A 26,878-nucleotide genomic window follows, 5' to 3' on the forward strand; every position below is an offset into this window, starting at 1 on the left:
TGCCGAACCCGGACCGACCTGCGGCGACGGCTCATCCGACGGGCAGCCGACCCGATAGACCGGATGCGCTCGGTCTCCCGACGGTGTCTGATCGTGCGACATGACAATCGAGTTGGGCACTCCGCACGCCGACGGCCTGGGCCCCGCCGTGGACGCGCTGCGCGCGTGGCAGCGCGAGGGTTCGCTGATCCAGCTGCATCCGGGCGACCTGGGCTGGTTCTGGCGTTTCGGCACGGAGCGGACGGCCGCCGCGGTCCGCACCTGGAGCCGGGACGGCCGGGTCCTCGCCGTCGGGCTGCTGGACGGCGAGGACCTGCTGCGGCTGACCATCGCTCCGGACGCGCGCCGGGACGGGGAGTTGACGCGGCGTCTGGCCGCGGACCTCACCGCCCCGGAGGCCGGTGTGCTGCCCCCCGGCCGGGTCTTCCTCGAAGCCCCCATGGACGCCCTGCTCCAGGACCGGCTCCAGGCCGACGGCTGGACCCCGGACGAGCGCTGGACGCCCCTCCGCCGCGACCTCACCGAGCCGGTGGAGGTCCCGGAGGGCTGCGCGTCGAGGTGGTCGGCCGCCAGCACGCGTCCGCCCGCGCCGCCGTCCAACGCGCCGCCGTCCAACGCGCCGCCTTCGACCGCTCGACCTTCTCCGAACACCCCGGAAGGCCGGGCCTCCTCGAACCCATGGGCGTCCACCACGACCACCGGGGCCGCGGCTACGGCCGCGCCATCACCGTCGCCGCCGCGGCCGCCCTCCAGGGCCTGGGGGCCTCCAGCGCCCTCGTCAACACTCCTGCCTCCCGCGCCGCCGCCGTCGCCACCTACCAGTCCGCCGGCTTCCACCTGTTGCCCGGTTCCCGCGACCTCGCCCGCAGCACCTGACCCGGGGGGCAGCGGCAGCGCGGCTTCGCACGACCGCCACGCGCCCGTAACACCAGTCCATTGACCCGCTCGACCGCGCTTGCGAGCATCGGAGCATGACCTCCTCCGCGACCTGTCCCGGCCGCCGCTAGGGCCGCCGCCGTCCGTGACGGCCCGGGCCACCGGCACCACCGCCCTGGTACGCCGCCGACCGAGGACCGCCGATGCCGCTCGCGCTGATCGCCACGCCCACTCCGCCGCCCACCCCCGACCTGCCGGACGGCGCCGCCGCCGTGCTCCGCGCCACCCTCCGGGGCGGGCCGCTGGCCCGTACCGCGATCAGCAGGGAGACCGGGCTGAGCCCGGCCGCCGTGTCCCGGCACACCGCCGAGCTGCTGGCGCTGGGCCTGGTCTACGAGCCGCCCGCGGCGCAGGCCGCGCCCCGGCCGGGACGCCCGCGCGTCCCGCTGGACATCGACACCGGCTACCACCTGGCGGTAGGCGTCCACATCGCGGTGCCGCAGCTGACCTTCTCGCTGACCGACCTGCGCGGGCGGGTGGTCGCCCAGGAGCTGGCCCCGCGCCGGGCCGCCCCGGCCGAGGTGCTCCGGGACATCGCCGGATACCTGCCGGGCCTGCTGCGGCGGCACGCGGCCGACCGCTCGGTGCTCGGCCTGGGTGTGGTCACCGGGGGCTGGGTGGACCCGGACTCCGGCACGGTGGTCGAGAACAGCGCGCTGGGCTGGCGGGACGTCCCGGTGCGGCGGCTGCTCGGGTCGGCCACCCGGCTGCCGATCCACGTCGAGGGGCACGCCCGGGCGCTGGCCCAGGCCGAGCTGCTGTTCGGCGCGGCCCGGGGCGGCGACCTGGTGCACCTGTTCGTCGGCAATGCCGTGGACGCCGCCATCGCCGCCGGCGGGACCCTGCTGCGCGGACGCCGCAACGGCGCGGGCGGCATCGCCCACCTGCCGGTGCCGGGCTCGACCGCCGCCTGCCCGTGCGGCGGCACCGGCTGCCTGCAGGCCACCGTCTCCGACCGGGTCTTCGCCGAGCGCGCGACCGCGCAGGGGGTGGTCCCGCGACCGGAGATCGGCCTGCTGCTGGCCGCCGCGCGCCGGGGCGACCCGCGGGCGCTGGAGCTCTGCCGGGAGCGGCTGCGGCTGATCGCCCCGGCCGTGGCGCTGCTGCTGGACATGATCAGCCCGGAGGTGCTGGTGGTCACCGACGCGGTCACCCTGTACCTGCCCGAGCTGCTGCCGTTCCTGCACCAGCGGATCGCCGAGCGGACCAGGCAGGCACCGGAGCAGCTGGTCCGGCCCAGTTCCTTCGGCCCGCAGGTGCTGGCGGTGGCCGCCGGTACGCCGGTGCTGGCCGCCGTGCACCGCGATCCACTGGCGCTGCGCACCGCCGGAATGCGCGGATGACACCCGGCGGGAGCATTACTTCCACCGCGTCGGAAACCATTGCCGGGCCAGCGGCCGACCAGCAGACTGAGGACATGGAGACACAGCGGGAAGCGACGATCCGGGAGGCCGCGGGGCGGCACCCGGTGAACGTGTTCCAGCTGCACCACTTCGCCGGACTGGGCTGTTCCCACTCCCGCTGACGGCTGACGCCGCCCTGCCCGTGTACCTGCCGGGACGCCGCACCACCTGACACCGCGCCAGCTGGCACCGCACCTCCCTGACACCGCCACCGCTGTGGGCCGGGCCGCCGCGCCACGCCGCGATTCCGTCCTGCCCCGATCCCGCCGCGCCCAGAATCCGCCGCGCACGCCGGTGCCGTCCGCACCCGCGTCCAGCCACCCGGAGAGCTTCCGCATGTCCTCAGCACGCAGGCAACTGCACCTCAACCTGTTCCTCATGGGCGTGGGCCACCACGAAGCCGCCTGGCGGCACCCGCGTACCGACCCGTCCCGGCTGTCCGACATCCGGTACTTCCAGGAGCTCGCCGCGACCGCCGAGGCGGCGGCGTTCGACTCGGTGTTCCTGGCCGACGGCGTCGAGGGGCCGACGCCCGGGGCCAACGCCTGGGTCAGCCACTTCGAGCCGTTCACGCTGCTGTCGGCGCTGGCGGTGAGCACCGAGCGGATCGGCCTGATCGGGACGGTCTCCACCGGCTTCACCGAGCCCTACAACCTGGCCCGGCAGTTCGCCTCGCTGGACCACCTCAGCCGGGGGCGGGCCGGGTGGAACATCGTCACCTCGGCCGGTGACCGGGCGGCGCGCAACTTCGGCCGCGACCGGAACCAGGATCACGCCACCCGCTACCGGCGGGCCGCCGAGTACCTGGAGGTGGTCGGCAGCCTGTGGGACAGCTGGGAGGACGACGCCCTGCTGCTCGACCGGGTGGCGGGCCGGGTGACCGCCCCGGACAAACTGCACGAGATCGACCACCGGGGCGAGCACTTCCAGGTGCTCGGGCCGCTGAACATCCCGCGCGGCCCGCAGGGGCATCCGCTGCTGGTACAGGCCGGATCGTCGGAGGACGGCCGGGACTTCGCGGCCCGCCACGCCGAGGCGGTGTTCACCGCGCAGCAGACCCTGGAGGAGGGGCAGGCGTTCTACCGCGACCTCAAGCGCCGCGCGGCGGCGCTCGGACGCGACCCCGGCGGGGTGGTGGTGCTGCCCGGGATCGTCCCGGTGCTGGGCTCCACCGAGGCCGAGGCCAAGGCGCTGGACCAGGAGCTGGACCTCCTGATCGACCCGTCCCGGGCGGTGGGCACGCTGTCCACCCTGCTCGGGGTGGACCTGCGCGACCACCCGCTGGACGCGCCGCTGCCGCCGCTGCCCCCGGTCGCCGCCATCAACGGCGCCAAGAGCCGGTTCGAGCTGGTCCGGGACCTGGCCGAGCGGGACGGCCTGACGCTGCGGCAGCTCATCGGCCGGCTCGGCGGCGGGCGCGGGCACCAGGTCCTCGCCGGGACGCCGGAGCAGGTCGCCGACCACATCGAGCTGTGGTTCGGCCAGGGCGCCGCCGACGGCTTCAACGTGATGCCGCCGATCCTGCCCGAGGGCCTGGACCTGTTCACCGAGCACGTCGTGCCGCTGCTGCGCGAGCGCGGCCTGTTCCGGCACGAGTACCAGGGCACGACCCTGCGCGAGCACTACGGCCTGCCGCGCCCCGCGAACCGCTACACGGACCGCTACCCGAACCGCTAGTCGAACCGCCGGGCGAACCCGCCAGGCAACGCAGTCCCGCGCACCACCGACCCGGCGCCACACCGACCCTGAGGATCCACGATGCCCGACACCGCACCGCCCGCCGCCACCGCCCGGACCGCCCGCCGACTCCTGCTGCTGCCGCTGCTGCTCGCGCTGCTCCCGCTGGCCAGCGCCTGCGGCGGCAGCGCCGACGCCAGCACCGGCGGCGGCAGCGCGCAGGCCGGGGAGGTCACCCTGCGCATCGGCGACCAGGGCAAGGACGTGGAGACCCTGCTCCAGGTCTCCGGCGAGCTCAAGAACCTTCCCTACAAGGTCGTGTTCGACCAGTTCAACAGCGGTCCGCTGGTCAACCAGGCGTTCGTGGCCGGGGACATCGACTTCGGCATCATGGGCGACACCCCGGCGATCTACGCGGCCGCCGCCGGACTGCCGGTGGACGTGGTCGGGGCCAGCCACACGGTCGGCGTCGGCTACACCCTGCTGGCCCGCGCCGGCTCCGGCATCCACAGTGTCGCCGACCTGAAGGGCCACAAGGTCGCCTACTCCAAGGGCACGGCCAACCAGGGCTTCCTGATCCAGGCGCTGGCGACGGCCGGGCTCAAGCAGCAGGACATCACCCCGGTCGACGTACCGCTGCAGAACGTCGGCGAGGTGCTGGAGTCCGGCACCGTGGACGCCGCCACCGTCGCCGCCCAGGACCTCGTCAACTACACCGCCGCGCACCCGGACGCGGTGAAGGTGATCACCGGCTCGCAGGTGTCCTCCGGCTACAGCTTCTGGCTGGCCAGCCACAAGGCGCTGGCGAACCCGGCCGAGCGGGCCGACCTGGAGGACCTGCTGGGCCGCATCGTCAAGGCCACCGCCTGGACCACGGCCCATCCGGACGCCTGGATCAACGCCTACTACGTCGGGGTCGACAAGCAGTCCCCGGCCGTCGGCAAGGAGATCTGGCAGATCTCCGGCGAGACCACCTTCGTCCCGCTCGACCGGACCGTGGTCGACGCCCAGCAGCGGCAGGCCGACCTGTTCCTGGCCAACGGCCAGGTCCCCGGGAAGGTCGACGTCACCGGCGAGTTCCCGGCCGACGTGGTGCGGGACTTCGGCGCGGTGGTCACCAGGAACCAGGTCGCCGAGCACCAGTAGCCGAGCACCAGTAGCCGAGCACCGGCGGTCGCCGGGCACCAGCCAGTCGAGCACCAGTCAGTCGTCAACCAGTCAGTCGTCAACCAGCAAACCAGCGAACGACCTTGAGAGGAACCCCGTCATGACCAGGATCACCGTCCGTCCGGTCGCCGGGCACATCGGCGCCGACATCGGCAACGTCGACCTCGCCCAGCCGCTCACCGACTCCGACCTGCGGACCGTCAAGGAGGCCCTGCACCGGCACAAGGTGGTGTTCTTCCGGGGCCAGGCCCTGGACCACGCCGCCCAGATCGCCTTCGCCCGCCAGTTCGGCGAGTTGACCTACGCCCACCCGCACGACGACGCGCCGCCGGAGGACCACCCGGAGATCTTCACCATCGACCCGGCCCGCTTCGAGCAGCGCTACGGCGCCGACTTCGTCGCCGAGTACCGGAAGCGCCAGTACAGCTACTTCGACGGCTGGCACACCGACGTCACCGCGGCGGTCAACCCGCCCGCCGGATCGATCCTGCGCGCCGAGCGGGTACCGGAGTTCGGCGGGGACACCACCTGGACCAACCTGGTCGCCGCCTACCAGGGGCTGTCCGCGCCGCTGCGGGCGTTCGTGGACACGCTGCGGGCCGAGCACCGCTACGGCGGCAGCCGCAGGGTCGAGGGCGACAGCGAGTACGCCAGGCGGATCAACGACAACCTGCTGGTGGCGGTGCACCCGGTGGTCCGGGTGCACCCGGAGACCGGTGAGCGGGCGCTGTTCGTCAACCCCGGCTTCACCAGCCACATCGTGGACGTCCACCCCAGCGAGAGCAAGCGGCTGCTGGAGCTGCTCTACGCCGAGATCACCCGGCCCGAGTACACCGTCCGGTTCCGCTGGGAGCCCGGGCACGTGGCCTTCTGGGACAACCGGGCCACCGCCCACCTCGCCCCGCGCGACCTGGCGCACCTGGACGTGGAGCGGCGGCTGCACCGGGTCACCCTGATCGGCGACATCCCGGTCGGCCCCGACGGCAGGCCCTCCGAGCTGCTCTCCGGCCGACCCTTCACCGCCGACCACCGCGTCGTCACCAACGCCTGACGTTCCGTCAGCAATAGTCCGGAAGGAGCACCATGGCGACCACCGCCGCACCCCCGACCACCGCCGCGCCCCCGGAGGAGGCCCGCGCGGCCGGGCCGCTGATCGACGCCTCGACGCTGAGCCGCCCGCGCCGCACCTGGGTGCCGCTGCCGCACTGGCTGCGCCGACTGGCCGGTCCGGCGCTGGTGGTGGTCGTCTGGCAGCTCCTGGGCGCCTTCGGCGAGATCAACCAGCAGATCCTGGCGACCCCGAGTCAGGTACTGTCCGCCGGTTGGCAGTTGACCCGGGACGGCGAGTTGGAGAGCAATCTGCTGGCCTCGCTCCAGCGGGTCGGCCTCGGGCTGCTGATCGGCGTCAGCGCGGGCATCGTGCTGGCCGTGGTCGCCGGGCTGTTCCGGCTCGGCGAGGAGCTGGTCGACTCGACCATGCAGATCGTCCGCTCGCTGCCGGTGCTGGGCCTGCTGCCGCTGGTGATCATCTGGTTCGGTGTGGGCGAGGCCCCCAAGATCGCCCTGGTGGCCTTCGCCTCCGCCTGCCCCGTCTACATCAACACCTACGCCGGGATCCGCGGCGTGGACAACCGGCTGGTGGAGTCGGGCCGGGTGGTGGGGCTCGGGCAGTGGGGGCTGATCCGGCACGTCATCCTGCCCGGCGCGGTGCCCGGCTTCCTGGTCGGCCTGCGGTTCGCGCTGACCAGCGCCTGGCTGGTGATCATCATCGCCGAGCAGTTGAACGCCACCAGCGGCATCGGCTACCTGATGAACCAGGCCCAGGCCTGGTACCGGACCGACATCATCGTCCTCGGACTGCTGATCTACGGGCTGCTCGGGCTGCTCGCCGACGCGGCGGTCCGCCTGCTGGAGCGCCGCCTGCTGGTCTGGCGCCACGGATTCAACGGAGCCTGACCATGACCGTCACCACCGCCCCCGACGCCGCTCCCGACCTGGCGGTCCGGGCCGCCGGGCTGCACCGCTCCTTCGACGGCCGCGAGGTGCTGGCCGGGATCGACCTGGACATCCGCCGGGGTGAGTTCGTCGCGCTGCTGGGCCGCAGCGGCTCCGGCAAGAGCACCCTGCTGCGCGCCATGGCCGGGCTCGACCCGGACTTCAGCGGGCAGCTGCTGGTACCCGAGCGCCGCTCGGTGGTCTTCCAGGACCACCGGCTCCAGCCGTGGAAGCGGGTGCTCGACAACGTGGTGCTCGGGCTCCCCCGGGCCGGGGCCCGCGAGGCCGGGCTGACCGCGCTGGACGAGGTCGGCCTCGCCGAGCGGGCCCGGGACTGGCCGATCACCCTCTCCGGCGGCGAGGCCCAGCGTGCGGCGCTGGCCAGGGCCCTGGTCAGGGACCCGGAACTGCTGCTGCTGGACGAGCCCTTCGGCGCGCTGGACGCGCTGACCCGGATCCGGATGCACGCGCTGCTGCGCGAGCTGTGCGCCCGCCACCGCCCGGCGGTGCTGCTGGTCACCCACGACGTGGACGAGGCGGTCGCGCTCGCCGACCGGGTGTTCGTGCTCACCGAGGGCCGCCTGGGGCCCGCGCACGCCACCACCCGTCCGGGGCTGCGCGAGGAACTGCTGGCCGAGCTCGGGGTGGTGGCGGAGGCCGCCGCCGAGCGCCACCCGCTCGGAGCAGGCCGGGCCGCCTGATCGGAGGAGACCGGCTCACCCGGACGGGCGAGGGCCCCGCGCACCGGCGCGGGGCCCTCACAGGTCCGACCGTCAGCGGATCTCGGTGATCTCCGGACCGCGGTCGAACGGGTTCAGCGGGTCGCCACCGAAGCGGTTCTCCTCCGCGGCGGCCTGCTGCGGCAGGCCGTCGGCCACCATCTGGGCGTCCTCCGGCAGCTTCAGCACGATCGGGTCGCGCGGGGCCATCGGCACGTCGCCGCGGACCACCACGGTCTCCCGGAAGACCTTCTCCAGCACCTCGGCCGCCTCCGGCTGCACCGCGGCCTGCCCGGAGATCACCCCGCGCAGGAACCAGCGCGGCCCGTCGCAGCCCACGAAGCGCACCAGCTGGACGCCGTGGGTGCCGTCCGGGAGCTGCACCGGGACCTGGGCGCGCAGCCCCCAGCCCAGCGGGCCCTCCTCGGTGTCGACGATGCCACCCTGCTGGGTGATCCCCGAGGCGATCTCGTTGCGGACCTCGCCCCAGATGCCCTCGGACTTGGGTGCCGCGAACGCCTGCAGCTGGATGGCGCTGCTGCCCAGCACCAGCGTGGCCGCGACGATCGAGTCGCCCGCGACCTCGACCCGCAGCTCCATGCCCTCCACGCCCGGCACGAGCAGACCACCGAGGTCCACCCGGCCCTCCGCGGCGTTCTCCACCTCGGTGGAGTCCCAGGGGCCGTCGGGGCGCGGCGCGGGCGGCAGTGCCGTCCACTCCTCCTCGGCGTCGTCCTCCTTCTCGGAGCCGACACCGGCGATGTCCTCGCTGTCTGCGGAACCCGCCACGCCGTCCTCGTCCAGGGCGTCCTGGTCAAGGCCGTCGTGCTGATCGACAGCGTCCTCGCTCTTGGCGCGACGACGGAACACGGTCACTGTCCTTCCCGGTCGGGTACCGATGAGATTTCCTGCCCGGCCGCCGGAATGCTAACCGCGCCATGGCCGCCCGTCGACCCGAAGCCTCCTGCGGCGCGCGCCGACCCCGGAAGTTCCTCCACTTCGTGGAAGCGGACCTTCTCGACCCGCTGGACGACCAGCTGGGCGATCCGGTCCCCACGGCGGAAGACCACCCGCTCGCGCGGGTCGAGGTTGACGACGATCACCTTGATCTCACCACGGTACCCGGCATCGACCGTTCCAGGGGCATTCACAAGGGCAAGACCGCAACGCAGTGCGAGGCCCGAACGCGGGTGCACGAAGGCCGCGTAGCCGTCCGGCAGCGCGATGGCCACCCCGGTCGGCAGCACGGTCCGCTCGCCGGGCGCGAGCTCGGCGTCGATCGTGGTCCGCAGGTCAGCCCCGGCGTCGCCGGGGTGGGCGTAGCCGGGGGCGGGCAGCTCCGGGTCGAGCCGGCGCAGCAGCACGTCGACGGGGTGGTTCGGAGAGCTGGTCACGGGTTCACCTCGAAGGCACGGGCACGCTTGAACAGGTCGGGGTTCTCCAGGGCCGCCTTGATGTCCTCGGGACGGCCGTGGGTGGTGAAGTGGTCCAGGGTGACCTGGAGGAACAGCGCCCGGGCGGCGACCGCCAGCGGCCCGTCGGGTGCGTCCAGACGGCCCTCGGCGCTGCAGTAGATCTTGCGTCCGCGCACCGCGTCGGCCCGGGCGTGGATGAACAGGGTCGAGCCCACCGGCACCGGGCGGCGGAAGTCGGTCTCCAGCCGGGCGGTGACCGAGGCGGTGTGCAGCAGCCAGTTCAGCGTGCCCAGGGACTCGTCCAGCGCGGTCACCAGCACCCCGCCGTGGGCCAGGCCGGGGCCGCCCTGGTGCGCGGCGCCGACGGTGAACTCGGCGAGGACCTCCACCCCGTCCCCGGCCCGGGCGACCAGGTGCAGGCCGTGCGGCTGGGTCGGGCCGCAGCCGAAACAGTGCTCGTAGTGCGGCTCGATCAGCTGACCGGCCGCGGGGGCCTCCGGGTGCCGCACCGGCGCGACGGCGCCGGGGGGCGGGGTGAGCGACGCGCGCTCGACGGGGCGCTCGGTGGAACGCTCGGTGGGGCGTTCCTCGGGGCGGGACGGGTGCTCGGTCACGCCCGCGACCTTACAGAATCCGGCCGAACACGCCGAACCGGCAACCCCGTGCGGAGGCTCCCAGGTTCCGCGTCCACAATGGGGTCCATGTATGACGAACGCCTTACCGCACCCGCCACGATGTGGCTGCTCCCGCTCGGCAGCGGCATCTCCTTCGGGCTGGTCTTCCTCATCTTCGGCGCGGTCCCCGGACTCGTCGGACTGGTCGCCGGAGGGGCGGCGGCGGCGATGCTGCTCAGCTCCTACGGCTCCGCGCGGATCCGGGTGGTCCAGGGCCTGCTGGTGGCCGGGGAGGCGCGGATCCCGGTCGAGGCCCTGGGCGAGTCCTTCCCGATGGACAAGGAGGAGTGCCTGGCCTGGCGTACCCACAAGGCCAACGCCCGCGCGTTCATGCTGCTGCGCTCCTACATCCCCAAGGGCATCCGGGTGATGGTGACCGACCCGCAGGACCCGACGCCGTACCTGTACCTGTCGACCCGGTTCCCGGAGCGGCTGGCGCAGGCCATCTCGGCTGCCAAGGCCGACGCCGCGGCAGCCCCGCAGACGGCCTGAGCAGGGACTGCCCCAGAGACCGCCTGAGCGGGGCTGTGGCGGCCGTTCAGGCCCAGTAGTGAAGGTCGGTGGGCTGGCGCCCGCGCAGGTCGCGACGGATCTCCTGGGCCAGTCTGGCGGTGTCGCGACGGTTGACCACCGCCCCGGCCGCGGCGCCGACCATCATCGGCGTGAGTGTGGGCAGTTTCCTGATGCCGCTGCGGGCGAGCCTGCGGCGCAGCTGCCGACGCAGTTCGCTGCCGCCCGCGAGCACGACCACGGTCCCCGGTTTGCTGACGTCCAGTCCCCGGCGCTGGGCCCAGACCGCGAGGTAGGCGCCCGCGCGCTGGCGGGTGCTGCCGGCCGCCGGCTGGCCGTAGACCTGGTAGAGCTCGGCGATGAGTTTGACCTCCACGGCGGCCACCGCGAGCATCTCGCCGGCGATCTCCACCGCCATCGCGGGTGGGACCGGGAGCATGGCGGCCGCGCCGACCCCGGCGCCGACGACCCCGCTGGCCTTGGCCGCGGCCGAGCTGAGCCGGTCGGCCAGGTCCTCGGCGGTGCGCGCGCCCGGATGCTGGGCGCGCAGGGTGGCCAGGTCGCGCACGGGGATGCGCGGGGCCAGGTCGAGCAGATTGTCGGTGAGGGCGGCGAGCCTGCGGCCGCGAGGGGCCACAGGGACGGGGTCCGCGAGCGCGGACCCGTCCCGGACATCCAGCTCGGCGGCGACGCGGACGAACTCGTCCACCGGGTCGCCGCCGGGCTGGCCACTACGGTCGTGCGTACTTCGGTCGTACGTACCGCTGTCGTACGTAGTGCGGTCCTGCTGGTCCTGCCGGGTCTGACGGGTCTTACCGGGTGCGGTGCGGGTTCTCAGCCGGAACGGTCTCATAGCACCCTCCTACCCGGATATGTCAGGCCGCGCAGTCCCGGCAGATGGGGTTGCCGTTCTTCTCGCTGGCGAGCTGGCTCCGGTGGTGCACCAGGAAGCAGCTCATGCAGGTGAACTCGTCGGCCTGGCGCGGCAGCACCCGGACGGAGAGTTCCTCGTTGCTGAGGTCCGCGCCGGGCAGTTCGAGGCTTTCGGCGGCCTCGAACTCGTCGACGTCGACCGAGCTGGTCGACTTCTCGTTCCGTCGGGCCTTCAGTTCCTCGATGCTGTCCTCGTTGAGGTCGTCATCGGTCTTGCGTGGGGTGTCGTAGTCAGTGGCCATGTCGCTCTCCCCCTTTGGGTGTCTGCGGGTATCTCCAGCGCACGTAACGCGCGGGGAGCCGGACTTGTGCCCGACCCGAGGGCGAGATTTTGCCTTACTTCAAGGCTCGTTACTCAATCGACACCCGTCCGACCCCCCGAAGGGGTGACCGGAACGGTGTTCTGCCGGGCCGGGCAGGTGGTGGGACGGTGCGCCCCGCTGGGCACTTACCGTGATCAGAGGGCCGGGAAACGTCCGCCACCACCCGGGTACCACCCTTGCGCCGCAAGGAAAGCTCCGGGTGGGACGGGTTGCCATGGCCCATCGGCCGCCGCTACTCCGAGTCACCGAGGCAGCAACGGTCACACTGGGTGATCGTCCGAAATGTTCACTCTCATGGCGGGAAATGTGACCTTCGTCACTGTTCTGAAAAGTCCGGACTTAGTCGTACAAGCCCAGCCGGTGTGACCGGGATCTCAGCCCTTGGCGGCCTGGTTCGCGGCCCGGCGGGCCAGCAGCGCCGCCCGGCGCTCGTCGAAGCGTACGGCCTGGGCGTCCAGCCCCTCCAGGTACATCCCGAGCTCCTGCTGCGCCTGCACGCCCTCGGGGCCGAGCCCGGAGATCTCCATGACCCTGAGGTGGCGCAGCACCGGCTGGAGCACGTCGTCGTGGTGGATCCGCAGGTTGTAGATCCCGCCGATGGCCATCTGCGCGGCGGCCCGCTCGAAGCCCGGCATGCCGTGGCCCGGCATCCGGAAGCCGGTGACCACGTCCGCGACGGCGCGCATGGCCTGGTCCGGGGCGATCTCCAGGGCGGCCTTGAGCAGGTTCCGGTAGAAGACCATGTGCAGGTTCTCGTCGGTGGCGATCCGGGCCAGCATCCGGTCGCAGACCGGGTCGCCGGAGTGCTTGCCGGTGTTCCGGTGCGAGATCCGGGTGGCGAGCTCCTGGAAGGCCACGTAGGAGACCGAGTGCAGCATCGAGTGGCTGTTGTCGGAGGTGAAGCCCTCGGCCATGTGGGTCATCCGGGCCCGCTCCAGGGCCACCGGGTCGACCGCGCGGGCGGTCAGCAGGTAGTCGCGCATCACGATGGCGTGGCGGCCCTCCTCGGCCGTCCACTGGTGCACCCACGTGCCCCAGGCGCCGTCCCGGCCGAACATGGTCGCGATCTCGTGGTGGTAGCTGGGCAGGTTGTCCTCGGTGAGCAGGTTCACCACCAGCGAGATCCGGCCGATGTCGGTGACCGGCGACTGCTCCACCGCCCAGGCCTCGCCGCCCATGATCCCGTCGAAGTCCCGCCCCTGGCTCCACTGCACGTACTCGTGCGGCATCCACTCCTTGGCGACCCCGAGGTGGCGGTTCAGCTCCCGCTCCACCACCTCTTCGAGGGCGTGGATGAGCCGGGTGTCGGTCCAGGCGGTACTGGTGGGGGCGATGGTCACGGCAGCCAACTCTCGGTACGGATTTCACACACCTACGCCTCCGTAGGTTACGCCACCGTAGGTTGTTGCGGCGAATGCTGGCAAGAGCATCCGGGTACGTGGTGACTGCATCGGTTCCACAGCGCCCGCACAGCGACGAGAACCCCGCCGACCTGGCAAAAGGCCGACGGGGTGCGGCGGCGGCGGGCGGCCGCCGCGGAGCTCAGCCGATCGGGATGCGCACCCGCATGTCCAGGCCGCCCTCGGGCCGTCCGGAGGCCTCTATGGTGCCGCCGTGGGCCCGCACCACCGAGCGCACGATCGACAGCCCCAGACCCACGCCCTTGTCGCTGCGGGTCCGCTCCTTGCCGCTGCCGCGCCGGAACGGCTCGAAGATGTGCTCCAGCTCGTACCCGGGGACCATCTGGCCGGTATTGGACACCTGAAGCTCGCCGACACCGTCCGTGGCCCCCACCGAGACCCGCACCCAGCCGCCCTCGGCCAGGTTGTACCGGACCGCGTTCTGGATCAGGTTCAGCGCGATCCGCTCCAGCAGCACCCCGTTGCCGGAGACCACGGCCGGTTCCAGCCGGTCCTCCAGCCGGACGCCCCGCTCGGCGGCCTCGGACCGGGTCTGCTCCAGCGCCTGCCGGGCGACCTCGGCCAGGTCCACCGGGCGCCGGTCGACCAGCTCGTTGTCGCTGCGGGCGAGCAGCAGCAGCCCCTCGACCAGCTGCTCGCTGCGCTCGTTGGTGGCCAGCAGGGTCTTGCCCAGCTGCTGAAGGTCCGGCGAGCTCTCCGGGTCGGAGAGCTGGACCTCCAGCAGGGTGCGGTTGATCGCCAGCGGGGTGCGCAGCTCGTGCGAGGCGTTGGCGACGAACTTGCGCTGCGACTCGAACGAGCGGTCGAGCCGCTCCAGCATCTCGTCGAAGGTGTCGGCGAGCTCCTTCAGCTCGTCGTCCGGGCCGTCCATCTCGATCCGCCGGTGCATGTCGGAACTGGCCACCTGGCGGGCGGTCCGGGTGATCCGGCCGATCGGCTGGAGCACCCGCCCGGCCATGGCGTAGCCGAAGGCGACGGCCAGGATCAGCAGCGCGATCAGCGCGCTTATCGACTTGAGCAGCAGCGTGTGCAGCGCGCTGGAGGAGGTGGCCGCCTCCCGCGCGGTCATGATCGCGTTGTACTGGTCGCTGTTGATCTCCTGGCCGTCGGCGCCCCGCAGCTGCACGCCGGGGCCGAGCTTGAGGTACTGGGTGTGGCCGACCAGGTGGAACGCCTGCGACACGAACACGTACATGACCAGCACCATGACCAGCCCGGCCAGCAGGAACATGCCGCCGTAGAACATGGTCAGCCGGATCCGCAGGGTCGGCCGGAACGGGAGTATCGACCGGTGGATCTCGGCCGCCGACCAGGAGCGGTCCGGTTGCGAAGGTAGGTCGGACATGGCTCAGATCCGGTATCCGGAGCCCGGCACGGTGATGATCACCGGGGGCTCGCCGAGTTTGCGGCGCAGCGTCATCACGGTGACCCGGACGACGTTGGTGAACGGGTCGGTGTGCTCGTCCCAGGCCTTCTCCAGCAGCTGCTCGGCGGAGACCACGGCGCCGTTGGCGCGCATCAGCACCTCCAGCACCGCGAACTCCTTGGGCGCCAGGCCCACCGGCTCGCCCTCGCGCAGCACCTCCCGGCGGCCCGGGTCCAGGGTCAGCCCGGCGCGTTCCAGCACCGGCGGCAGCGGCGTGGTGGCGCGGCGGCCGAGGGCGCGCACCCGGGCCACGAGTTCGCTGAAGGCGAACGGCTTGGGGAGGTAGTCGTCCGCTCCGAGCTCCAGGCCCTCGACCCGGTCGCTGATGTCCCCGGCGGCGGTCAGCATCAGCACCCGGGTCGCCAGGCCCTCCTCGACGATCCGGCGCAGCACGTCGTCGCCGTGGACCAGGGGCAGGTCGCGGTCGAGCACGACCACGTCGTACTCGTTCACACTGACCCGGTCCAGGGCGGCCTGGCCGTCGTAGACCACGTCCACCGCCATCGCCTCCCGTCGGAGTCCGGTGGCTACGGCATCGGCGAGCAGCTGCTCGTCCTCGACCACGAGAACCCGCAACGGAGTGGTCCTTTCGCAGAGGGCTCCCAGGGCAGGCAGTCCGGGGAGGGTGTTCCGGCGGCCCGGGCACGGGACGCCGACTGTCGGCTCAATCCTGCCTGGTCGGTGCGTAAAGCAGTGGTAAGCGGGCGTCCGCCGGACGGGGTAGCCGCCGCGTCGCGGGCCCCCGCCGGGGGCCCGCGACGGGCCCCGGGCGGGGCGTCGGCGAACCCGGAAAAGGAGCCTGGAATTCCCAGGGATTCGGAGGTTTCCCCGTCGATGGGCAGGGGGAGGACGCTCTGTACACCCGCGACCACGCACGCTCCGCCGCGTGGGTTCGCACCCGCCCGACGTGCGACCGTCCGCACTGGGCCTCGCCCGGGGTCGCCCGACACACAGCAAGGGGGTCTTGCCTCATGGACGCCTTCACCGCCGGCATTCTTCAGCGCATAAGGAAAGCCGAACTGGATCTTCTCGCGGCTCTGGAGTCGGGCGACGACTTCCTGGCCGAGGTCGAGCAGTCGGAGATCGACGACCTGCACCGCCTGGCCGCCGAACACGGCATCCAGATCACCCCGGCCATGCGACCCACAGCGGCCTGACCAGGCCCGCTGCCGGGTCCCCCACCCCGACCCGCAGCAGCAGCGCCCAGGACGGTCCCCGCGTTCCGGCGGGGCCGCGGGCGCTGCCCCCACCGCCGTACCGCTGACCCTCCCGTCGGCCCGGGTACGGCTTCCACCAGGAACTCCCCCACCGCAGGACCCGGCCGGTACGGTGCGAGGTCCGTACCGGCCGGGGTCCGTACCGGCCGGGGTCCGTACCGGCCGGGGTCCGTACAGCGCGAACAGCCGCCTGGCGCGGCTGTTCAGTCGTGCCAGGCCCCCAGCTCCTCCAGAGCCTGCTGGAGCGGCTCGAACAGCCCCGCCGGGGCGGCCAGCGTCAACTCACCGGAGGCCGGTTCACCCGGGCGTCCGCCGGTGAGCGCGCCCGCCTCGGCGGCGAGCAGCACCCCGGCGGCATGGTCCCAGGGGTTCAGCCCGCGCTCGTAGTAGCCGTCCAGGCGGCCGGCGGCGACGTCGCTCAGGTCGATCGCGGCCGAGCCGCCGCGCCGGATGTCGCGCAGCCTGGGGATCAGCTCCCGGGCCACCTCGGCCTGCCGGACCCGGCGCTCACGCAGGTAGCCGAAGCCGGTGCCGACCAGCGCGAGCTCCATCGGCGGCGCCGGACGGCAGCGCATCGGGCGGCCGTTCAGGAACGCCCCGCCGCCGAGCACCGCGTGCGCGGTCTCGCCGCGCGCGGGCGCCTCGACCACGCCGACCAGCGTCCGGCCGTCCAGTTCGGCGGCGATGCTGACCGACCAGGCGGGCAGCCCGTACAGGTAGTTCACCGTGCCGTCGAGCGGGTCGATCACCCAGCGGACGCCGCTGCTGCCCTCGGTGGCCGCGCCCTCCTCGCCGAGCAGGCCGTCCGCCGGACGGCGTTCCAGGATCAGCTCGGTGATCAGCTTCTCGGCCGCGAGGTCCATCTCGGTGACCACGTCCACCGGGCTGGACTTGGTCGCGGCCACGCCGAGGTCGGCCGGACGGCCGTCGCGCAGCAGCGCACCGGCCCTGCGGGCGGCCTCCAGGGCCAGTGCCAGGAGTTCCTGCCGGAGTTCCGGCGCGGGTTCCGGTGCGAGCGGGGTGGTCATGGCTGGCCTCTCAGTCGGTGGTCGCGGCGTCGGGGTCGGTCCAGTCGGCGCCCGCGGCGGCGGGCAGCGGGTTGCGCAGGGCCGGGCAGCAGTCCGCCGGGCACAGGTCGTGGCTGGCGCCGAGCGCGCCGAGGGCGCAGCGCGCCGGGTGCTCGCCGCGCGCCCCGGCCGCCCGTTCGAGCACCAGGTCCCGGATCGCGGCGGCGAAGCGCGGGTCGGCGCCGACCGTCCGGGCCCGGGACACCGGTAGGCCCAGCTTCTCGGCCTCCTCCCGGGCCTGGGTGTCGAGGTCGAAGACGACCTCCATGTGGTCGGAGACGAAGCCGATCGGGACCATCACCACGGCCGGGGCTCCCGCGGCGTGCTCGGCCGCCAGGTGGTCGCAGATGTCGGGTTCCAGCCAGGGCGTCTGCGGGGCGCCGCTGCGGCTCTGGTAGACCAGCTCCCAGGGGCGGTCGGCCACGCCGGTGGCCGCCGCGACGGCCTCGGCGACCAGCCGGGCGGTCTCCAGGTGCTGGGCGACGTAGCCGCCGCCGGGCCGGGACCGGGCCGGGTCGAGGGGGGCGCCCGAGGTGTCCGCCAGCGCGTTGGGGATGGAGTGGGTGGTGAACGCCAGCCGCGCGCCGGAGCGTACGCCCTCGGGCAGCTCGGCCAGCGCCGCCAGTGTGTGGTCGACCATCGGCTCCACGAAGCCCGGGTGGTTGTAGAACGCCCGCAGCTTGTCCACCCGCAGCTCGGCCGCGCCCGGCGCGCCCTGCGCGCGCAGTTCGGTGAGCGCCTGGGCCAGGTTCTCCCGGTACTGGCGGCAGCCGGAGTAGTTGACGTAGGCGCTGGTGGTCAGCACCAGCACCCGGCGGTGCCCGTCCGCCGCGATCTCGCGCAGAGTGTCGACCAGGTAGGGCGCCCAGTTCCGGTTGCCCCAGTAGACCGGCAGCTCCACGCCCGCGGCGGCGAAGTCGGCCCGCAGCGCGGCCAGCAGCTCCCGGTTCTGGCTGTTGATCGGGCTGACGCCGCCGAAGAGGAAGTAGTGCCGGCCGACCTCGGCCAGGCGTTCCCGGGGGATGCCCCGGCCGCGGGTGACGTTCTCCAGGAACGGCACCACCTCGTCCGGTCCCTCCGGGCCGCCGAAGGACAGCAGCAGCAGGGCGTCGTACGGGCGGGCGTCGCGGGGGTGCTCGGATGACATGGGAATGATCCTGCCACCGCTCATCACCCCGGCGGCGGACCCCCCGGCCCACTGATTATCTGCTTGCGCCGCCACGTAAGCTGTGAAGATTCGCAACGTCCCTTACGGAGCTCTCGTGCTGTCCACCTACCGCCGGATCTTCGACGCGCCCGGAAGCCTGGGCTTCTCCTCGGCGGGCTTCATCTCCCGGATGCCGCTGTCGATGACCGGTATCGGCATCGTCACCATGCTCTCCACCCTGCGCGGCGACTACGGCCTGGCCGGGGCGGTCTCGGCCACGCTGGCGCTGTCCGCCGCCGCGCTCGGCCCCCAGGTGTCCCGGCTGGTGGACCGGTTCGGGCAGGCCCGGGTGAGCCTGCGGGCCACCGGGCTGACCGTGGTGGCGATGGGGGTGCTGCTGCTCTGCGCCCGCTGGAACGCGCCGGACTGGACGCTGTTCGCCAGCGCCTCGGTGGCCGGCTGTATGCCGAGCATGGGCTCGCTGGTGCGGGCCCGCTGGGCGCTGATCTACCGGGGCTCCCCCGCGCTGCACACCGCCTACGCCTTCGAGTCGGTGCTGGACGAGATCGTCTTCATCATCGGCCCGATCCTCTCGGTCGGGCTGTGCACCGCGGTCTTCCCCGAGGCCGGACCGCTGGTGGCGATGGTCTGCCTGGCGGTCGGGGTGCTGCTGTTCGCCGTCCAGCGCGGGACCGAGCCGCCGCTGCACCCGGCCGCCCGGCAGGGCGGCGCGACCTCGGCGATCCGCACCCCCGGGCTGTGGGTACTGGTGCTGACCTTCGTCGGGGTCGGCGCGATCTTCGGCTCGGTGGACGTGGTGACCGTGGCCTTCGCCGACCACCTGCACCACAAGCCGTTCTCCAGCGTGGTGCTGGCGGTCTACGCGCTCGGCTCCTGCGTCGCCGGGATCGTCTTCGGCACACTGCGGCTGCACGGCCCCTTGTCCCGGAGGTTCCTGGTGGGGATCATCTGCATGGCGGTGAGTATGCTGCCCCTCCTATTCGTGAGGAACCTCGTGGCCCTGGCGGCGGCTCTGTTCGTCGCCGGGCTGTCCATCTCCCCGACCATGGTCACCACCATGGGGCTGGTGGAACGGATCGTCCCCGCCTCCAAGCTCACCGAGGGGATGACCTGGACCACCACCGGCCTGGCCGTCGGCGTCGCCTTCGGCTCCTCGGCCGCCGGGTGGGTGGTGGACGACGCGGGCGCATCGGCCGGTTTCCGGGTGACCGTGGCCGCCGCCGCCTTCGCCGCCGCCACGGCGTTCCTCGGGGCACGCCGACTCAGGTCGGCACCGGAACAGCAGGAGCGTGCACATGTCGACGACGACCAGTGGCAGCACCAGCCCGGCTAGCGGCGCTGCCGACGGCGCCGCCTGGACCAACTGGGCGGGCAACCAGAGCACGCGCCCGCGCCGCAGCGTGGCCCCGGCCTCGACCGAGGAGCTGGCCGCCGCGATACGCGCCGCCGCCGAGGACGGACTGCCGGTCAAGGCGGTCGGCTCCGGCCACTCGTTCACCTCGGTCGCGGCCACCGACGGGGTGCTGGTCCGCCCGGACCGGCTGACCGGCATCCGCGGGATCGACCACCGGGGCGGCACGGTCACCGTCGAGTCGGGGCTGCCGCTGGAGCGGCTGAACCTGCTGCTGGAACACGCCGGTCTGGCGCTCACCAACATGGGCGACATCATGGTGCAGACCGTGGCCGGAGCGATCGGCACCGGTACCCACGGCACCGGTCGCGCCTCGGGCTCGCTGGCCGCCCAGGTCCGCGGCCTGGAGCTGGTGCTCGCCGACGGCACGGTGACCACCTGCTCGCCGACCGAGAACCCGGAGCTGTTCGCCGGGGCCCGGCTCGGGCTCGGCGCGCTCGGCGTGATCAGCGCGGTCACCTTCGCCGTCGAACCGGCGTTCCAGCTCACCGCGCACGAGCAGCCGATGACCTTCGACCAGGTCACCGGCCGGTTCGAGGAGCTGGCGACCGAGAACGAGCACTTCGAGTTCTACTGGTTCCCGCACACCGAGGGCTGTAGCACCAAGCGCAACAACCGCAGCCGGGGCCCGCTCGCGCCGCTGCCGCCGTTCAGGCACTGGCTGGACGACGAGTTCCTGTCGAACACCGTCTGGGAGGGGGCCTGCCGGGTCGGGCGGCGCTTCCCCGGGGTGATCCCCGGCCTCGCCCGGATCGCCAGCAAGGCCTGGTCCGAGCGGACCTACACCGACGTCTCCTACAAGGTGTTCACCAGCCCGCGCCGGGTGCGCTTCACCGAGATGGAGTACGCGGTGCCGCGCGAGGCCGCGACCACGGTGCTGCGCGAGCTCAAGTCGCTGGTGGAGCGGAACGACTGGCAGATCAGCTTCCCGGTCGAGGTGCGGGTGGCGCCCGCCGACGACCTGTGGCTGTCCACCGCCAACGGCCGCGACAGCGCGTACATCGCGGTGCACCTCTACCGGGGCACCCGGGACCAGGGGTACTTCACCGAGGTCGAGCGGATCATGACCGCGCATCAGGGCCGACCGCACTGGGGCAAGCTGCACACCCGCGACGCCGACTACCTGGCCGGGGTGTACCCGCACTTCGCCGACTTCACCGCGCTGCGGGACAAGGTCGACCCGGAGCGCCGCTTCGGCAACGACTACCTGCGCCGGGTGCTCGGGGCCTGACCGCTCCCCGCCGCTCAGGGTGCCGACGACGGGCCGCCACTCGGGGTCGGCGCCCCGCTCGGGGTGGCGCCCGGCCCGGCGCTGGGGCTGTCGCTCGGCTCGGCACTCGGCGCACCGCTCGGCTCGGCGCCGGGTTGTCCGCTCGGGTCACCGCTGGGCAGCGCGCTCGGCGCGCCGCTCGGGCTGACGCCCGACACCGGGCCGGGCGAGCGGTCGGCGGGCGTGCCGCCGGGGGTGGCGCTGTCGCCGGAGGGCGCGGTCGTCGGGGCGCCGCCGCCGGGGCGGCCACCGGCCGTGCCGCCGAAGGAGGTGCCGCTGCCCGGCTCGTTCCTGACGATCGCGGCCACCGGCTTGCCCGCGACCAGCTCGACCGCGGTCACCGTGCCCATGGCAAGCCCGAACACCAGCACGGACATCAGCGCCCAGCTCCGCCACCGGCGCGGCCTCCAGCTACGGCGGCCCCGGTAGACGGCGACCGACCCGGCTTCCGGCGGGGCGACCGCCGCCAGCATCCGGGTGTACTCGCCGCCGGGGTCGAACGGATCGAAGGGAACCGCCTCGGCGTCCGCCCGCTGACGCCGCGCCGGGTCCACCGGGACGGGGGTACCGGCCCGCCCGCGCAGCTGTTCGCCGGTCCGCCGGAAGGCGTGCTGGAACAGCGCACCACCGACGGTCGCACCCGCGCTGACCACGGCCGCGCCCAGAATGGTTCCGTAGACGCCCAGTTCGGAGGCGAGCACGGCACCCGCCACGGCGGCCATCGAACTCGCCGCGACCTGCGTGACACTCAGGTCCACGGATCGCCGCCGTGACGACCGGTCCGAATTATCCAGATCCTCCATCAATGCCCCTCGATATACACCTTTCCCATCTTGCACGAAGAACGACTAATCGAAAAAATGTCTGGTTCCAACCGGCCAGTAGATGTGAAGATGATCACTGTCCATCGATCGGTCCGCCACCATCGGAGTGGCGGCCCTTGAGATTCCGGTGATTCGGGGCACACTGGAGCCACGAGCTGCCCCACCTGGATGCCACAAATGGAGTACCGTTCATGGAGCCTGGCTGCGGGCCGCCTCGGCGTGCCACCGGACTGGTGGACATCAGGAGACGGGCGGAGCGACTGCGACGCTCGTCCGGCGGCGTCGCCAGGTTGGGACGCGACCGGGGCTTGACACGCGGTGCCGAAATCCGGCAGTGCGCAAAGAGATAACCGTGCCACAACGGTGGGTCGAGGATAAGGGCCGACACACCGGGTAACTCTGCAATGCTGTGGTCCGTCGCCCATCGGCGGGCCACACTCGTAACGGGAGCAGCGACGCAGGTGACGTCGGCAGGCACCACCCGGGAGGTAACCGTGCCCGAACTGCGTGTCGTGGCTGTCAGCAATGACGGCTCACGACTGGTGCTCAAGGCCGCCGACTCGACGGAATACTTCCTTCCGATTGATGAGCGGTTGCGCGCCGCCGTACGCGGCGACCGCCCCAGGCTCGGCCAGATCGACGTCGAGAGCCACCTTCGCCCCCGGGACATCCAGGCGCGGATAAGGGCGGGCGCCAGCGCCGAAGAGGTCGCCCAGCTCGCCGGGATCTCCGTGGAACGGGTCCGCCGTTTCGAGGGACCGGTGCTGGCCGAGCGTGCCTTCATGGCCGAGCGCGCCCGCAAGACCACGGTCCGGCGGCAGGGTGAGAGCACCGGACCCCAGCTCGGCGACGCGGTCGCGGAGCGGCTGCTGCTGCGCGGCGCGGAGAAGGACAGCTCGGTGTGGGACTCCTGGCGACGGGACGACAACACCTGGGAGATCGTGCTGCTGTTCCGCGTCGGCGGACAGCCGCAGCAGGCCCGCTGGACCTACGACCCGCCGCGGCGACTGGTGCAGCCGGTCGACGACGAGGCGCGCGCGCTGATCGGCGAGACCCCGGAGCGCCCCGGCGAGGAGCCGACCTTCCCGTTCGTGCCGAGGATCGCCCGGCTGCCCGGAGCGGACCGGGGCATGGGCATGCGCCCGATGGCTCCGGAGCGGCCCCCGGTGGGTCGGCTGAGCCCGCCCGAGCGGATGACCGCGGACCGGATGAACGCCGAGCGGATCGCCCCGGACCGGCTCAGCCCGGAACGGGTCGCCCCGGACCGGCTGGTGGAGCCGCCCGCGGTGGCCGCGGCCCCGGCCGCGACGACGGTCACCGCGGTCGAGCGCGACCCGCTGACCAGCCTGATGGACGTGGTCCCCTCCCAGCCGGGCGTGCCCGACGAGGAGCAGACGGCCGAGCCGGAGGCCCCGGCGGCGGCGGTCGGCGCGGGTTCGGCGTACGCCGACATCCTGATGCCGCGGACCACGGCCCCGCACCGGGACCGGCTGATCGGCTCCACCGACCGGCAGGCCGAGGCGGACGGCGTCCGCCCGGGTCGCCGTGCGGCGGTGCCGAGTTGGGACGAAATCGTGTTCGGCACCCGGCGCAAGAAGCAGGAGTGACGGACCATCAGCTGAATCCGCTCCGCCCGCCGTCCAACGACGGCGGGTGGAGCTGTTTCTGACTGCTGGTCAGCCGTGCTCGGGGCCGGTGGCCACCGGGCGGTCGGGTCGGCTGGACCACTCGCTCCAGGAGCCCGGGTAGAGCGCGCCGTCGATCCCGGCGAGGTGCATCGCCAGCAGCTGGTGGGCGGCGGTCACCCCGGAGCCGCAGTACACGCCGACCTCGCTGCCCGGCTTCACGCCCAGCGCGGCGAACCGCTCGGCCAGTTCGGCGACCGGTCGGAAGCGCCCGTCCGCCGTCACGTTCTCCATGGTCGGGGCGCTGGCCGCGCCCGGGATGTGCCCGGCGCGGGGGTCGATCGGCTCGGTCTCGCCCCGGTACCGCTCGCCCGCGCGGGCGTCCAGCAGCACGCCGGTCCGGGCCAGCGCCGCCGCCTGGTCGGCGTCCACCGTGGGCAGCGCGCCGGGCTCGGGCCGGAAGTCGCCCGGCTCCGGCGCCGGGGTCTGCCGCTGCGTCGGCAGCCCGGCCGCGCCCCAGGCGGCGAAGCCGCCGTCGAGCACCCGCACCCGGCGGTGGCCCGACCAGCGCAGCAGCCACCAGGCGCGCGCGGCGGCGGCGGAGCTGGCGCCGTCGTAGACGACGACCTCGCGGTCCGCGCGCACGCCCGCGCGGCGCAGCGCCGCGCCCAGCGGTTCCGGGTCCGGCAGCGGGTGCCTGCCTCCGTCGGCGCCGCCGGCGGGTGCGGCGAGGTCGCTGTCCAGCGCGAGGAAGTGCGCGCCGGGGATGTGGCCGGCCGCGTACTCCTCCGCCCCGGGCGGACCGCCGAGCTGCCAGCGGACGTCCAGGACGGCGGGCGGATCGGCCTCGGCGAGCGCCGCCGCGAGCGCGGGCGCGGTGATCAGCGTTGTGGTCTCCATGGGGGACATTGTCGCCGACGACGCGCGAGCGCTCAGCGCTTCGGCGGCGAAGGTGGCAGCATCTGCCCAGGAGGTCCACCATGACCGGCACCGAACCGCCCCCCGCACAGGGAACCCCCTGCTGGGCAAGCCTGGCGGCGTCCGACCTGGACGCCGCCCAGGAGTTCTACGGCCAGTTGCTGGGCTGGGAGTTCACTCCCAGCCTGCGCGACGTCGGCCCGTACTCGCGGGCGCTGGCCGACGGCCGTCCGGTGGCCGGGATCGGTGAGCTCCCCTACCGCTCGGGGCTGCCGGTGGACTGGATCACCTACTTCGCCGCCGACAGCGCGGACGACGTGGCGCAGCGGATCCGGGACCACGGCGGGACGGTGGCGGTCGGACCGCTCGACTCCGGGCAGGCCGGACGGCTGGCGGTGGCGGCGGACCCGCAGGGCGCGGTCTTCGGCCTCTGGCAGGCCCGGGAGCTGCGCGGCTGGCCGGGCTGGCGCGGGGCCGGAGTCCCGGTCTGGAGCGAACTGGTGACCCCGGCGCCGGACCGGGCGGCCGACTTCTACCAGGGCGTGTTCACCACCCGGTCACTGGTCACCGGCGGCGCCGAGCCGGGGGCGGTGACGCTGGGCGTGGACGGCCGACCGGTCGCGGGCCTCGGCCCCTGCCCGGCCCGGGGCGATCGGGCGCACTGGCGGATCCACTTCGCGGTGGCCGACGCGGACGCGGTGGCGCACCGGGCCCTCGCCCTCGGCGGGCAGGTCGACCTGCCCGCCCGGGACACCGCGCACGGCCGGGTCGCGCTGCTCCGCGACCCGCAGGGCGGCCCGTTCGCGGTGGCCCGGCCGCATCGTTGACGCAGCGTCAAACTACCTGCGGAGCAGGGATGTCAGCGCCGCACCTGCAACAGCGGGACCAGTTGCTCGACCGGGGTCATCGAGCCGTGCAGGCCGACCATGCCGGACTCGCCGGGCTCGCGGCGGGAGGCGATCACCGCCAGGTCGTCCCGCGCGGCGGCCACCACGTCGCCGATCCGCTGGTACACCCGGTCCTCGACCACCGGTCCGAACCAGCCCTGGGCGATGGCCTGGTCGCGGGTGGCGACCCACATCCGGTCCCCCAGCCGCTCGCTCCACACCGCGAACACGTCGCCCTCGGCCTTCGGCACCGCGTAGACGTGCCGTGCCCGGCCCTCGCCGCCGAGCACGGCGACGCCCGCGCGCAGCTCGGCGTCCTGGTCGAAGTCGATCCGCTGCTCGGGCGCGATGTCGATCATGCCGTGGTCGGCGGTGACGTACAGCGCCGAGCGTGGCGGCAGCTGCTCGGCGAGCCGCTGGGCGAGCCGGTCCACGACCATCAACTGGCCGCGCCAGGCATCGGAGTTGACGCCGTAGCGGTGGCCCATGGCGTCCAGCTCGCTGTAGTACGTGTAGACCAGCGTCCGGTCGGCGCTGGCCAGCCGGTCCGCCGCCAGGTCCATCCGCTCCTCGCCGGACAGCCGGCCGAGGAAGAGGCCACCGGACAGGGCGACCTCGGTGAGCGGGGTGTACTGGAACTTGGGCGAGGAGACCTGGAAGGTCGCCACACCCGCCCGGTCGGCCAGCTGGAAGACCGTGGGGTACGGCTGCCAGGTGCGCGGGGTGACATGCGGCTGCCAGCGGAGCTGGTTCATCAGCCGTCCGTCGCCCGGTATCCGCACGGTGTAACCGGCCAGACCGTGCGCCCCCGGCGGCAGGCCGGTGCCGACCGAGGCGAGGCTGGTGGCGGTGGTGGCCGGGAAACCGGCGGCGAGCGGGCGACCGGTGCCCGCGAGCGAGCTGGGCAGCAGCGAGTTCAGGAACGGCGCCTCGTCCGGGTGCGCCCGCAGCAGCTCCCAGCCGAGGCCGTCGACCAGGAAGACGCAGACCCGGTCGGCCGGGGGCAGCACCAGGCCGGTCTCCGGCAGGCCCGGGACGCCGAGGCCGCCGACGACGGCGGGCAGCAGGTCGCAGAGCGAGGCGCTGCCGTAGGCGGGGGCGGGCGCCGTGGCAGGGTCGAGCGTCGTGGCGGGGGATGTCATCTGGCTCTTCTTCGAGTCTTCGGGTTCGAGGCAGCGCGTTGTCGCGGCAGCGCGGGACGGCTCCGTGGGCGGTGGACCGGTGGGTGGCGCCGGTCAGGCGCCCGCCGCCACCGTCGCCTCGGACAGCGCGTGGGCGAAGCTGAGCGCCTGGGCCACCGTCTCCGGTCCGTCACCGGCCTCGCTCACCCGCAGCGACAGGTCGTCGGCGGTGGCGGAGCCGGTGTAGCCGTGGTCGGCCTCGCAGTTGGGGTCCCCGCAGGCGGCGGGCTCCAGGTCGATCCGGGAGACCGCGCCCCAGCCGATGGTCAGCACCACCTCGCGCGGCAGCGTGCCCCGGATGTAGGTCTCGGGGTTGGCGACGACCCGGCTGACCACCACCGAGGAGATCCGGTCGATCCGCACGCTCTCGGTCGAGGTGGTGGTGTACGGGACCGGCGAGGTGTCGTCGGCGCCCTGCTCGTCGGTGTGGCTGACGATGAAGCGGCTGCCGGTGAGCACCAGCACGGTGACGTGGCGGCGCACCTCGTTGGCGTCGAAGGTGGTCTCCTGGTGGACCAGGAAGGCGGAGACGGGCTCGGTGCCGACCGCCGACTCCACGGCCTCCATGACGAGGGTCGGATAGTAGCCGCTGCGCTCGATCGCGGAGCGCAGCCCCTGGGTGGTGGTCATGCCGGTCTTCGCCATGGCTCCATCCTGGCACGGACCGGCGACACTGTGCGCCACCGTGCCAGTACCGGACGCGTGCGGCCG

At 73.3% G+C, this 26,878-nt stretch carries 26 protein-coding genes and 1 pseudogene; 13 read left to right on the forward strand and 14 right to left on the reverse strand.

All coding sequences use genetic code 11. The features are described 5' to 3' along the window. Positions 1-100 precede the first annotated feature (100 nt). The 7 genes and pseudogenes from GXP74_RS31750 (at position 101) to GXP74_RS31780 (ending at position 7,879) form a co-directional block, all read left to right on the forward strand. A pseudogene (locus GXP74_RS31750) lies at positions 101-876 on the forward strand (GNAT family N-acetyltransferase). Between the two features lie 203 nt (positions 877-1,079). Then, the gene (locus tag GXP74_RS31755; protein ID WP_182454711.1) at positions 1,080-2,279 is read left to right on the forward strand and encodes an ROK family transcriptional regulator; all 1,200 of its coding nucleotides are present in this window, start codon (positions 1,080-1,082) and stop codon (positions 2,277-2,279) included. Positions 2,280-2,675: 396 nt separating this feature from the next. Continuing rightward, positions 2,676-4,016, forward strand: coding sequence for an LLM class flavin-dependent oxidoreductase (locus GXP74_RS31760; RefSeq protein ID WP_182454712.1), 1,341 nt, complete (start codon positions 2,676-2,678; stop codon positions 4,014-4,016). Positions 4,017-4,097: 81 nt separating this feature from the next. Then, the gene (locus GXP74_RS31765; protein ID WP_182454713.1) at positions 4,098-5,162 is read left to right on the forward strand and encodes an ABC transporter substrate-binding protein; all 1,065 of its coding nucleotides are present in this window, start codon (positions 4,098-4,100) and stop codon (positions 5,160-5,162) included. Between the two features lie 121 nt (positions 5,163-5,283). Continuing rightward, on the forward strand, positions 5,284-6,234 hold the full coding sequence (locus tag GXP74_RS31770; protein ID WP_182454714.1) for a TauD/TfdA family dioxygenase: 951 nt from the start codon (positions 5,284-5,286) through the stop codon (positions 6,232-6,234). Positions 6,235-6,266: 32 nt separating this feature from the next. Then, on the forward strand, positions 6,267-7,139 hold the full coding sequence (locus tag GXP74_RS31775; protein ID WP_182454715.1) for an ABC transporter permease: 873 nt from the start codon (positions 6,267-6,269) through the stop codon (positions 7,137-7,139). A gap of 2 nt (positions 7,140-7,141) precedes the next feature. Next, a complete protein-coding gene (locus tag GXP74_RS31780; protein ID WP_182454716.1) occupies positions 7,142-7,879 on the forward strand; it encodes an ABC transporter ATP-binding protein in 738 nt (245 codons plus the stop codon). Positions 7,880-7,951: 72 nt separating this feature from the next. Here GXP74_RS31780 and GXP74_RS31785 read toward each other — a convergent pair whose 3' ends face one another. The 3 genes from GXP74_RS31785 to GXP74_RS31795 are packed head-to-tail and all read right to left on the reverse strand — an operon-like array spanning position 7,952 to position 9,821. Next, positions 7,952-8,773 (reverse strand): DUF3710 domain-containing protein, encoded by an 822-nt coding sequence (locus GXP74_RS31785; RefSeq protein WP_182454717.1) that lies wholly within the window; start codon positions 8,771-8,773, stop codon positions 7,952-7,954. Further along, a complete protein-coding gene (dut, locus tag GXP74_RS31790) occupies positions 8,770-9,291 on the reverse strand; it encodes a dUTP diphosphatase (protein WP_182454718.1) in 522 nt (173 codons plus the stop codon). Before dut ends, GXP74_RS31785 begins: the two co-directional genes overlap by 4 nt. Then, the gene (locus tag GXP74_RS31795; protein ID WP_225448710.1) at positions 9,288-9,821 is read right to left on the reverse strand and encodes a PaaI family thioesterase; all 534 of its coding nucleotides are present in this window, start codon (positions 9,819-9,821) and stop codon (positions 9,288-9,290) included. The genes dut and GXP74_RS31795 overlap by 4 nt, the downstream gene beginning before the upstream one ends. A gap of 192 nt (positions 9,822-10,013) precedes the next feature. Between GXP74_RS31795 and GXP74_RS31800 the strand changes: the two genes are divergently transcribed. Continuing rightward, positions 10,014-10,478 (forward strand): DUF3093 domain-containing protein, encoded by a 465-nt coding sequence (locus GXP74_RS31800; protein WP_370468481.1) that lies wholly within the window; start codon positions 10,014-10,016, stop codon positions 10,476-10,478. Between the two features lie 46 nt (positions 10,479-10,524). On the opposite strand, the gene GXP74_RS31805 is transcribed toward GXP74_RS31800, so the two are convergent. From GXP74_RS31805 to GXP74_RS31825, 5 genes are all read right to left on the reverse strand, one after another. After that, positions 10,525-11,349: a hypothetical protein gene (locus tag GXP74_RS31805; protein WP_182454721.1), complete on the reverse strand. Its 825-nt coding sequence runs from the start codon at positions 11,347-11,349 to the stop codon at positions 10,525-10,527. A 22-nt stretch (positions 11,350-11,371) separates the two neighbouring features. Next, the gene (locus GXP74_RS31810) at positions 11,372-11,671 is read right to left on the reverse strand and encodes a DUF4193 domain-containing protein (protein WP_182454722.1); all 300 of its coding nucleotides are present in this window, start codon (positions 11,669-11,671) and stop codon (positions 11,372-11,374) included. A 455-nt stretch (positions 11,672-12,126) separates the two neighbouring features. After that, positions 12,127-13,092, reverse strand: a complete 966-nt coding sequence (locus GXP74_RS31815) for an acyl-ACP desaturase (protein WP_182454723.1) — start codon at positions 13,090-13,092, stop codon at positions 12,127-12,129. A 202-nt stretch (positions 13,093-13,294) separates the two neighbouring features. Further along, positions 13,295-14,518 (reverse strand): cell wall metabolism sensor histidine kinase WalK, encoded by a 1,224-nt coding sequence (locus GXP74_RS31820; protein WP_182454724.1) that lies wholly within the window; start codon positions 14,516-14,518, stop codon positions 13,295-13,297. Between the two features lie 3 nt (positions 14,519-14,521). Continuing rightward, positions 14,522-15,175: a response regulator transcription factor gene (locus GXP74_RS31825; RefSeq protein ID WP_182454725.1), complete on the reverse strand. Its 654-nt coding sequence runs from the start codon at positions 15,173-15,175 to the stop codon at positions 14,522-14,524. A gap of 395 nt (positions 15,176-15,570) precedes the next feature. On the opposite strand from GXP74_RS31825, the gene GXP74_RS31830 reads away from it, so the two are divergent. Then, a complete protein-coding gene (locus tag GXP74_RS31830; RefSeq protein WP_182454726.1) occupies positions 15,571-15,756 on the forward strand; it encodes a hypothetical protein in 186 nt (61 codons plus the stop codon). A 263-nt stretch (positions 15,757-16,019) separates the two neighbouring features. Here GXP74_RS31830 and GXP74_RS31835 read toward each other — a convergent pair whose 3' ends face one another. Further along, positions 16,020-16,844, reverse strand: coding sequence for an inositol monophosphatase family protein (locus GXP74_RS31835; protein WP_182454727.1), 825 nt, complete (start codon positions 16,842-16,844; stop codon positions 16,020-16,022). Positions 16,845-16,854: 10 nt separating this feature from the next. Beyond that, positions 16,855-18,030: a ferrochelatase gene (locus GXP74_RS31840; RefSeq protein ID WP_182454728.1), complete on the reverse strand. Its 1,176-nt coding sequence runs from the start codon at positions 18,028-18,030 to the stop codon at positions 16,855-16,857. Positions 18,031-18,145: 115 nt separating this feature from the next. Between GXP74_RS31840 and GXP74_RS31845 the strand changes: the two genes are divergently transcribed. Together GXP74_RS31845 and GXP74_RS31850 are read left to right on the forward strand one after the other, a co-directional pair. Next, a complete protein-coding gene (locus GXP74_RS31845) occupies positions 18,146-19,384 on the forward strand; it encodes an MFS transporter (RefSeq protein ID WP_182454729.1) in 1,239 nt (412 codons plus the stop codon). Beyond that, complete coding sequence (locus GXP74_RS31850; RefSeq protein ID WP_182454730.1) at positions 19,347-20,693, forward strand: D-arabinono-1,4-lactone oxidase; 1,347 nt, start codon at positions 19,347-19,349, stop codon at positions 20,691-20,693. Before GXP74_RS31845 ends, GXP74_RS31850 begins: the two co-directional genes overlap by 38 nt. Before the next feature lie 14 nt (positions 20,694-20,707). Here GXP74_RS31850 and GXP74_RS31855 read toward each other — a convergent pair whose 3' ends face one another. Beyond that, the gene (locus GXP74_RS31855; protein ID WP_182454731.1) at positions 20,708-21,490 is read right to left on the reverse strand and encodes a hypothetical protein; all 783 of its coding nucleotides are present in this window, start codon (positions 21,488-21,490) and stop codon (positions 20,708-20,710) included. A 527-nt stretch (positions 21,491-22,017) separates the two neighbouring features. On the opposite strand from GXP74_RS31855, the gene sepH reads away from it, so the two are divergent. Beyond that, a complete protein-coding gene (sepH, locus tag GXP74_RS31860; protein ID WP_182454732.1) occupies positions 22,018-23,163 on the forward strand; it encodes a septation protein SepH in 1,146 nt (381 codons plus the stop codon). A gap of 69 nt (positions 23,164-23,232) precedes the next feature. Here sepH and GXP74_RS31865 read toward each other — a convergent pair whose 3' ends face one another. Beyond that, positions 23,233-24,090, reverse strand: a complete 858-nt coding sequence (locus GXP74_RS31865; RefSeq protein ID WP_182454733.1) for a sulfurtransferase — start codon at positions 24,088-24,090, stop codon at positions 23,233-23,235. Positions 24,091-24,161: 71 nt separating this feature from the next. Between GXP74_RS31865 and GXP74_RS31870 the strand changes: the two genes are divergently transcribed. Further along, positions 24,162-24,926 carry a VOC family protein gene (locus tag GXP74_RS31870; protein WP_182454734.1) on the forward strand — a complete coding sequence of 255 codons (765 nt, stop codon included), beginning with the start codon at positions 24,162-24,164 and terminating at the stop codon, positions 24,924-24,926. A 32-nt stretch (positions 24,927-24,958) separates the two neighbouring features. Here GXP74_RS31870 and GXP74_RS31875 read toward each other — a convergent pair whose 3' ends face one another. Further along, positions 24,959-26,128: an alkaline phosphatase family protein gene (locus GXP74_RS31875; RefSeq protein WP_182454735.1), complete on the reverse strand. Its 1,170-nt coding sequence runs from the start codon at positions 26,126-26,128 to the stop codon at positions 24,959-24,961. A 93-nt stretch (positions 26,129-26,221) separates the two neighbouring features. After that, positions 26,222-26,812, reverse strand: coding sequence for a DUF5998 family protein (locus GXP74_RS31880; protein ID WP_182454736.1), 591 nt, complete (start codon positions 26,810-26,812; stop codon positions 26,222-26,224). Between the last annotated feature and the right edge of the window lie 66 nt (positions 26,813-26,878).

Origin of the sequence: Streptacidiphilus sp. P02-A3a, assembly GCF_014084105.1 — a bacterium.
Lineage (GTDB): Bacteria > Actinomycetota > Actinomycetes > Streptomycetales > Streptomycetaceae > Streptacidiphilus.

What these genes read in the sequence shown, in the direction of transcription:
- GXP74_RS31830 (WP_182454726.1), top strand. Translation starts at nt 15,571, where the DNA reads ATGGACGCCTTCACCGCCGGCATTCTTCAGCGCATAAGGAAAGCCGAA.
- GXP74_RS31775 (WP_182454715.1), top strand. Translation starts at nt 6,267, where the DNA reads ATGGCGACCACCGCCGCACCCCCGACCACCGCCGCGCCCCCGGAGGAG.
- GXP74_RS31765 (WP_182454713.1), top strand. Translation starts at nt 4,098, where the DNA reads ATGCCCGACACCGCACCGCCCGCCGCCACCGCCCGGACCGCCCGCCGA.
- GXP74_RS31800 (WP_370468481.1), top strand. Translation starts at nt 10,014, where the DNA reads ATGTATGACGAACGCCTTACCGCACCCGCCACGATGTGGCTGCTCCCG.
- GXP74_RS31805 (WP_182454721.1), bottom strand. Translation starts at nt 11,349, where the DNA reads ATGAGACCGTTCCGGCTGAGAACCCGCACCGCACCCGGTAAGACCCGT.
- GXP74_RS31870 (WP_182454734.1), top strand. Translation starts at nt 24,162, where the DNA reads ATGACCGGCACCGAACCGCCCCCCGCACAGGGAACCCCCTGCTGGGCA.
- GXP74_RS31850 (WP_182454730.1), top strand. Translation starts at nt 19,347, where the DNA reads ATGTCGACGACGACCAGTGGCAGCACCAGCCCGGCTAGCGGCGCTGCC.
- GXP74_RS31865 (WP_182454733.1), bottom strand. Translation starts at nt 24,090, where the DNA reads ATGTCCCCCATGGAGACCACAACGCTGATCACCGCGCCCGCGCTCGCG.
- GXP74_RS31810 (WP_182454722.1), bottom strand. Translation starts at nt 11,671, where the DNA reads ATGGCCACTGACTACGACACCCCACGCAAGACCGATGACGACCTCAAC.
- GXP74_RS31780 (WP_182454716.1), top strand. Translation starts at nt 7,142, where the DNA reads ATGACCGTCACCACCGCCCCCGACGCCGCTCCCGACCTGGCGGTCCGG.
- GXP74_RS31875 (WP_182454735.1), bottom strand. Translation starts at nt 26,128, where the DNA reads ATGACATCCCCCGCCACGACGCTCGACCCTGCCACGGCGCCCGCCCCC.
- GXP74_RS31755 (WP_182454711.1), top strand. Translation starts at nt 1,080, where the DNA reads ATGCCGCTCGCGCTGATCGCCACGCCCACTCCGCCGCCCACCCCCGAC.
- GXP74_RS31880 (WP_182454736.1), bottom strand. Translation starts at nt 26,812, where the DNA reads ATGGCGAAGACCGGCATGACCACCACCCAGGGGCTGCGCTCCGCGATC.
- GXP74_RS31840 (WP_182454728.1), bottom strand. Translation starts at nt 18,030, where the DNA reads ATGTCATCCGAGCACCCCCGCGACGCCCGCCCGTACGACGCCCTGCTG.
- GXP74_RS31820 (WP_182454724.1), bottom strand. Translation starts at nt 14,518, where the DNA reads ATGTCCGACCTACCTTCGCAACCGGACCGCTCCTGGTCGGCGGCCGAG.
- GXP74_RS31770 (WP_182454714.1), top strand. Translation starts at nt 5,284, where the DNA reads ATGACCAGGATCACCGTCCGTCCGGTCGCCGGGCACATCGGCGCCGAC.
- GXP74_RS31760 (WP_182454712.1), top strand. Translation starts at nt 2,676, where the DNA reads ATGTCCTCAGCACGCAGGCAACTGCACCTCAACCTGTTCCTCATGGGC.
- GXP74_RS31835 (WP_182454727.1), bottom strand. Translation starts at nt 16,844, where the DNA reads ATGACCACCCCGCTCGCACCGGAACCCGCGCCGGAACTCCGGCAGGAA.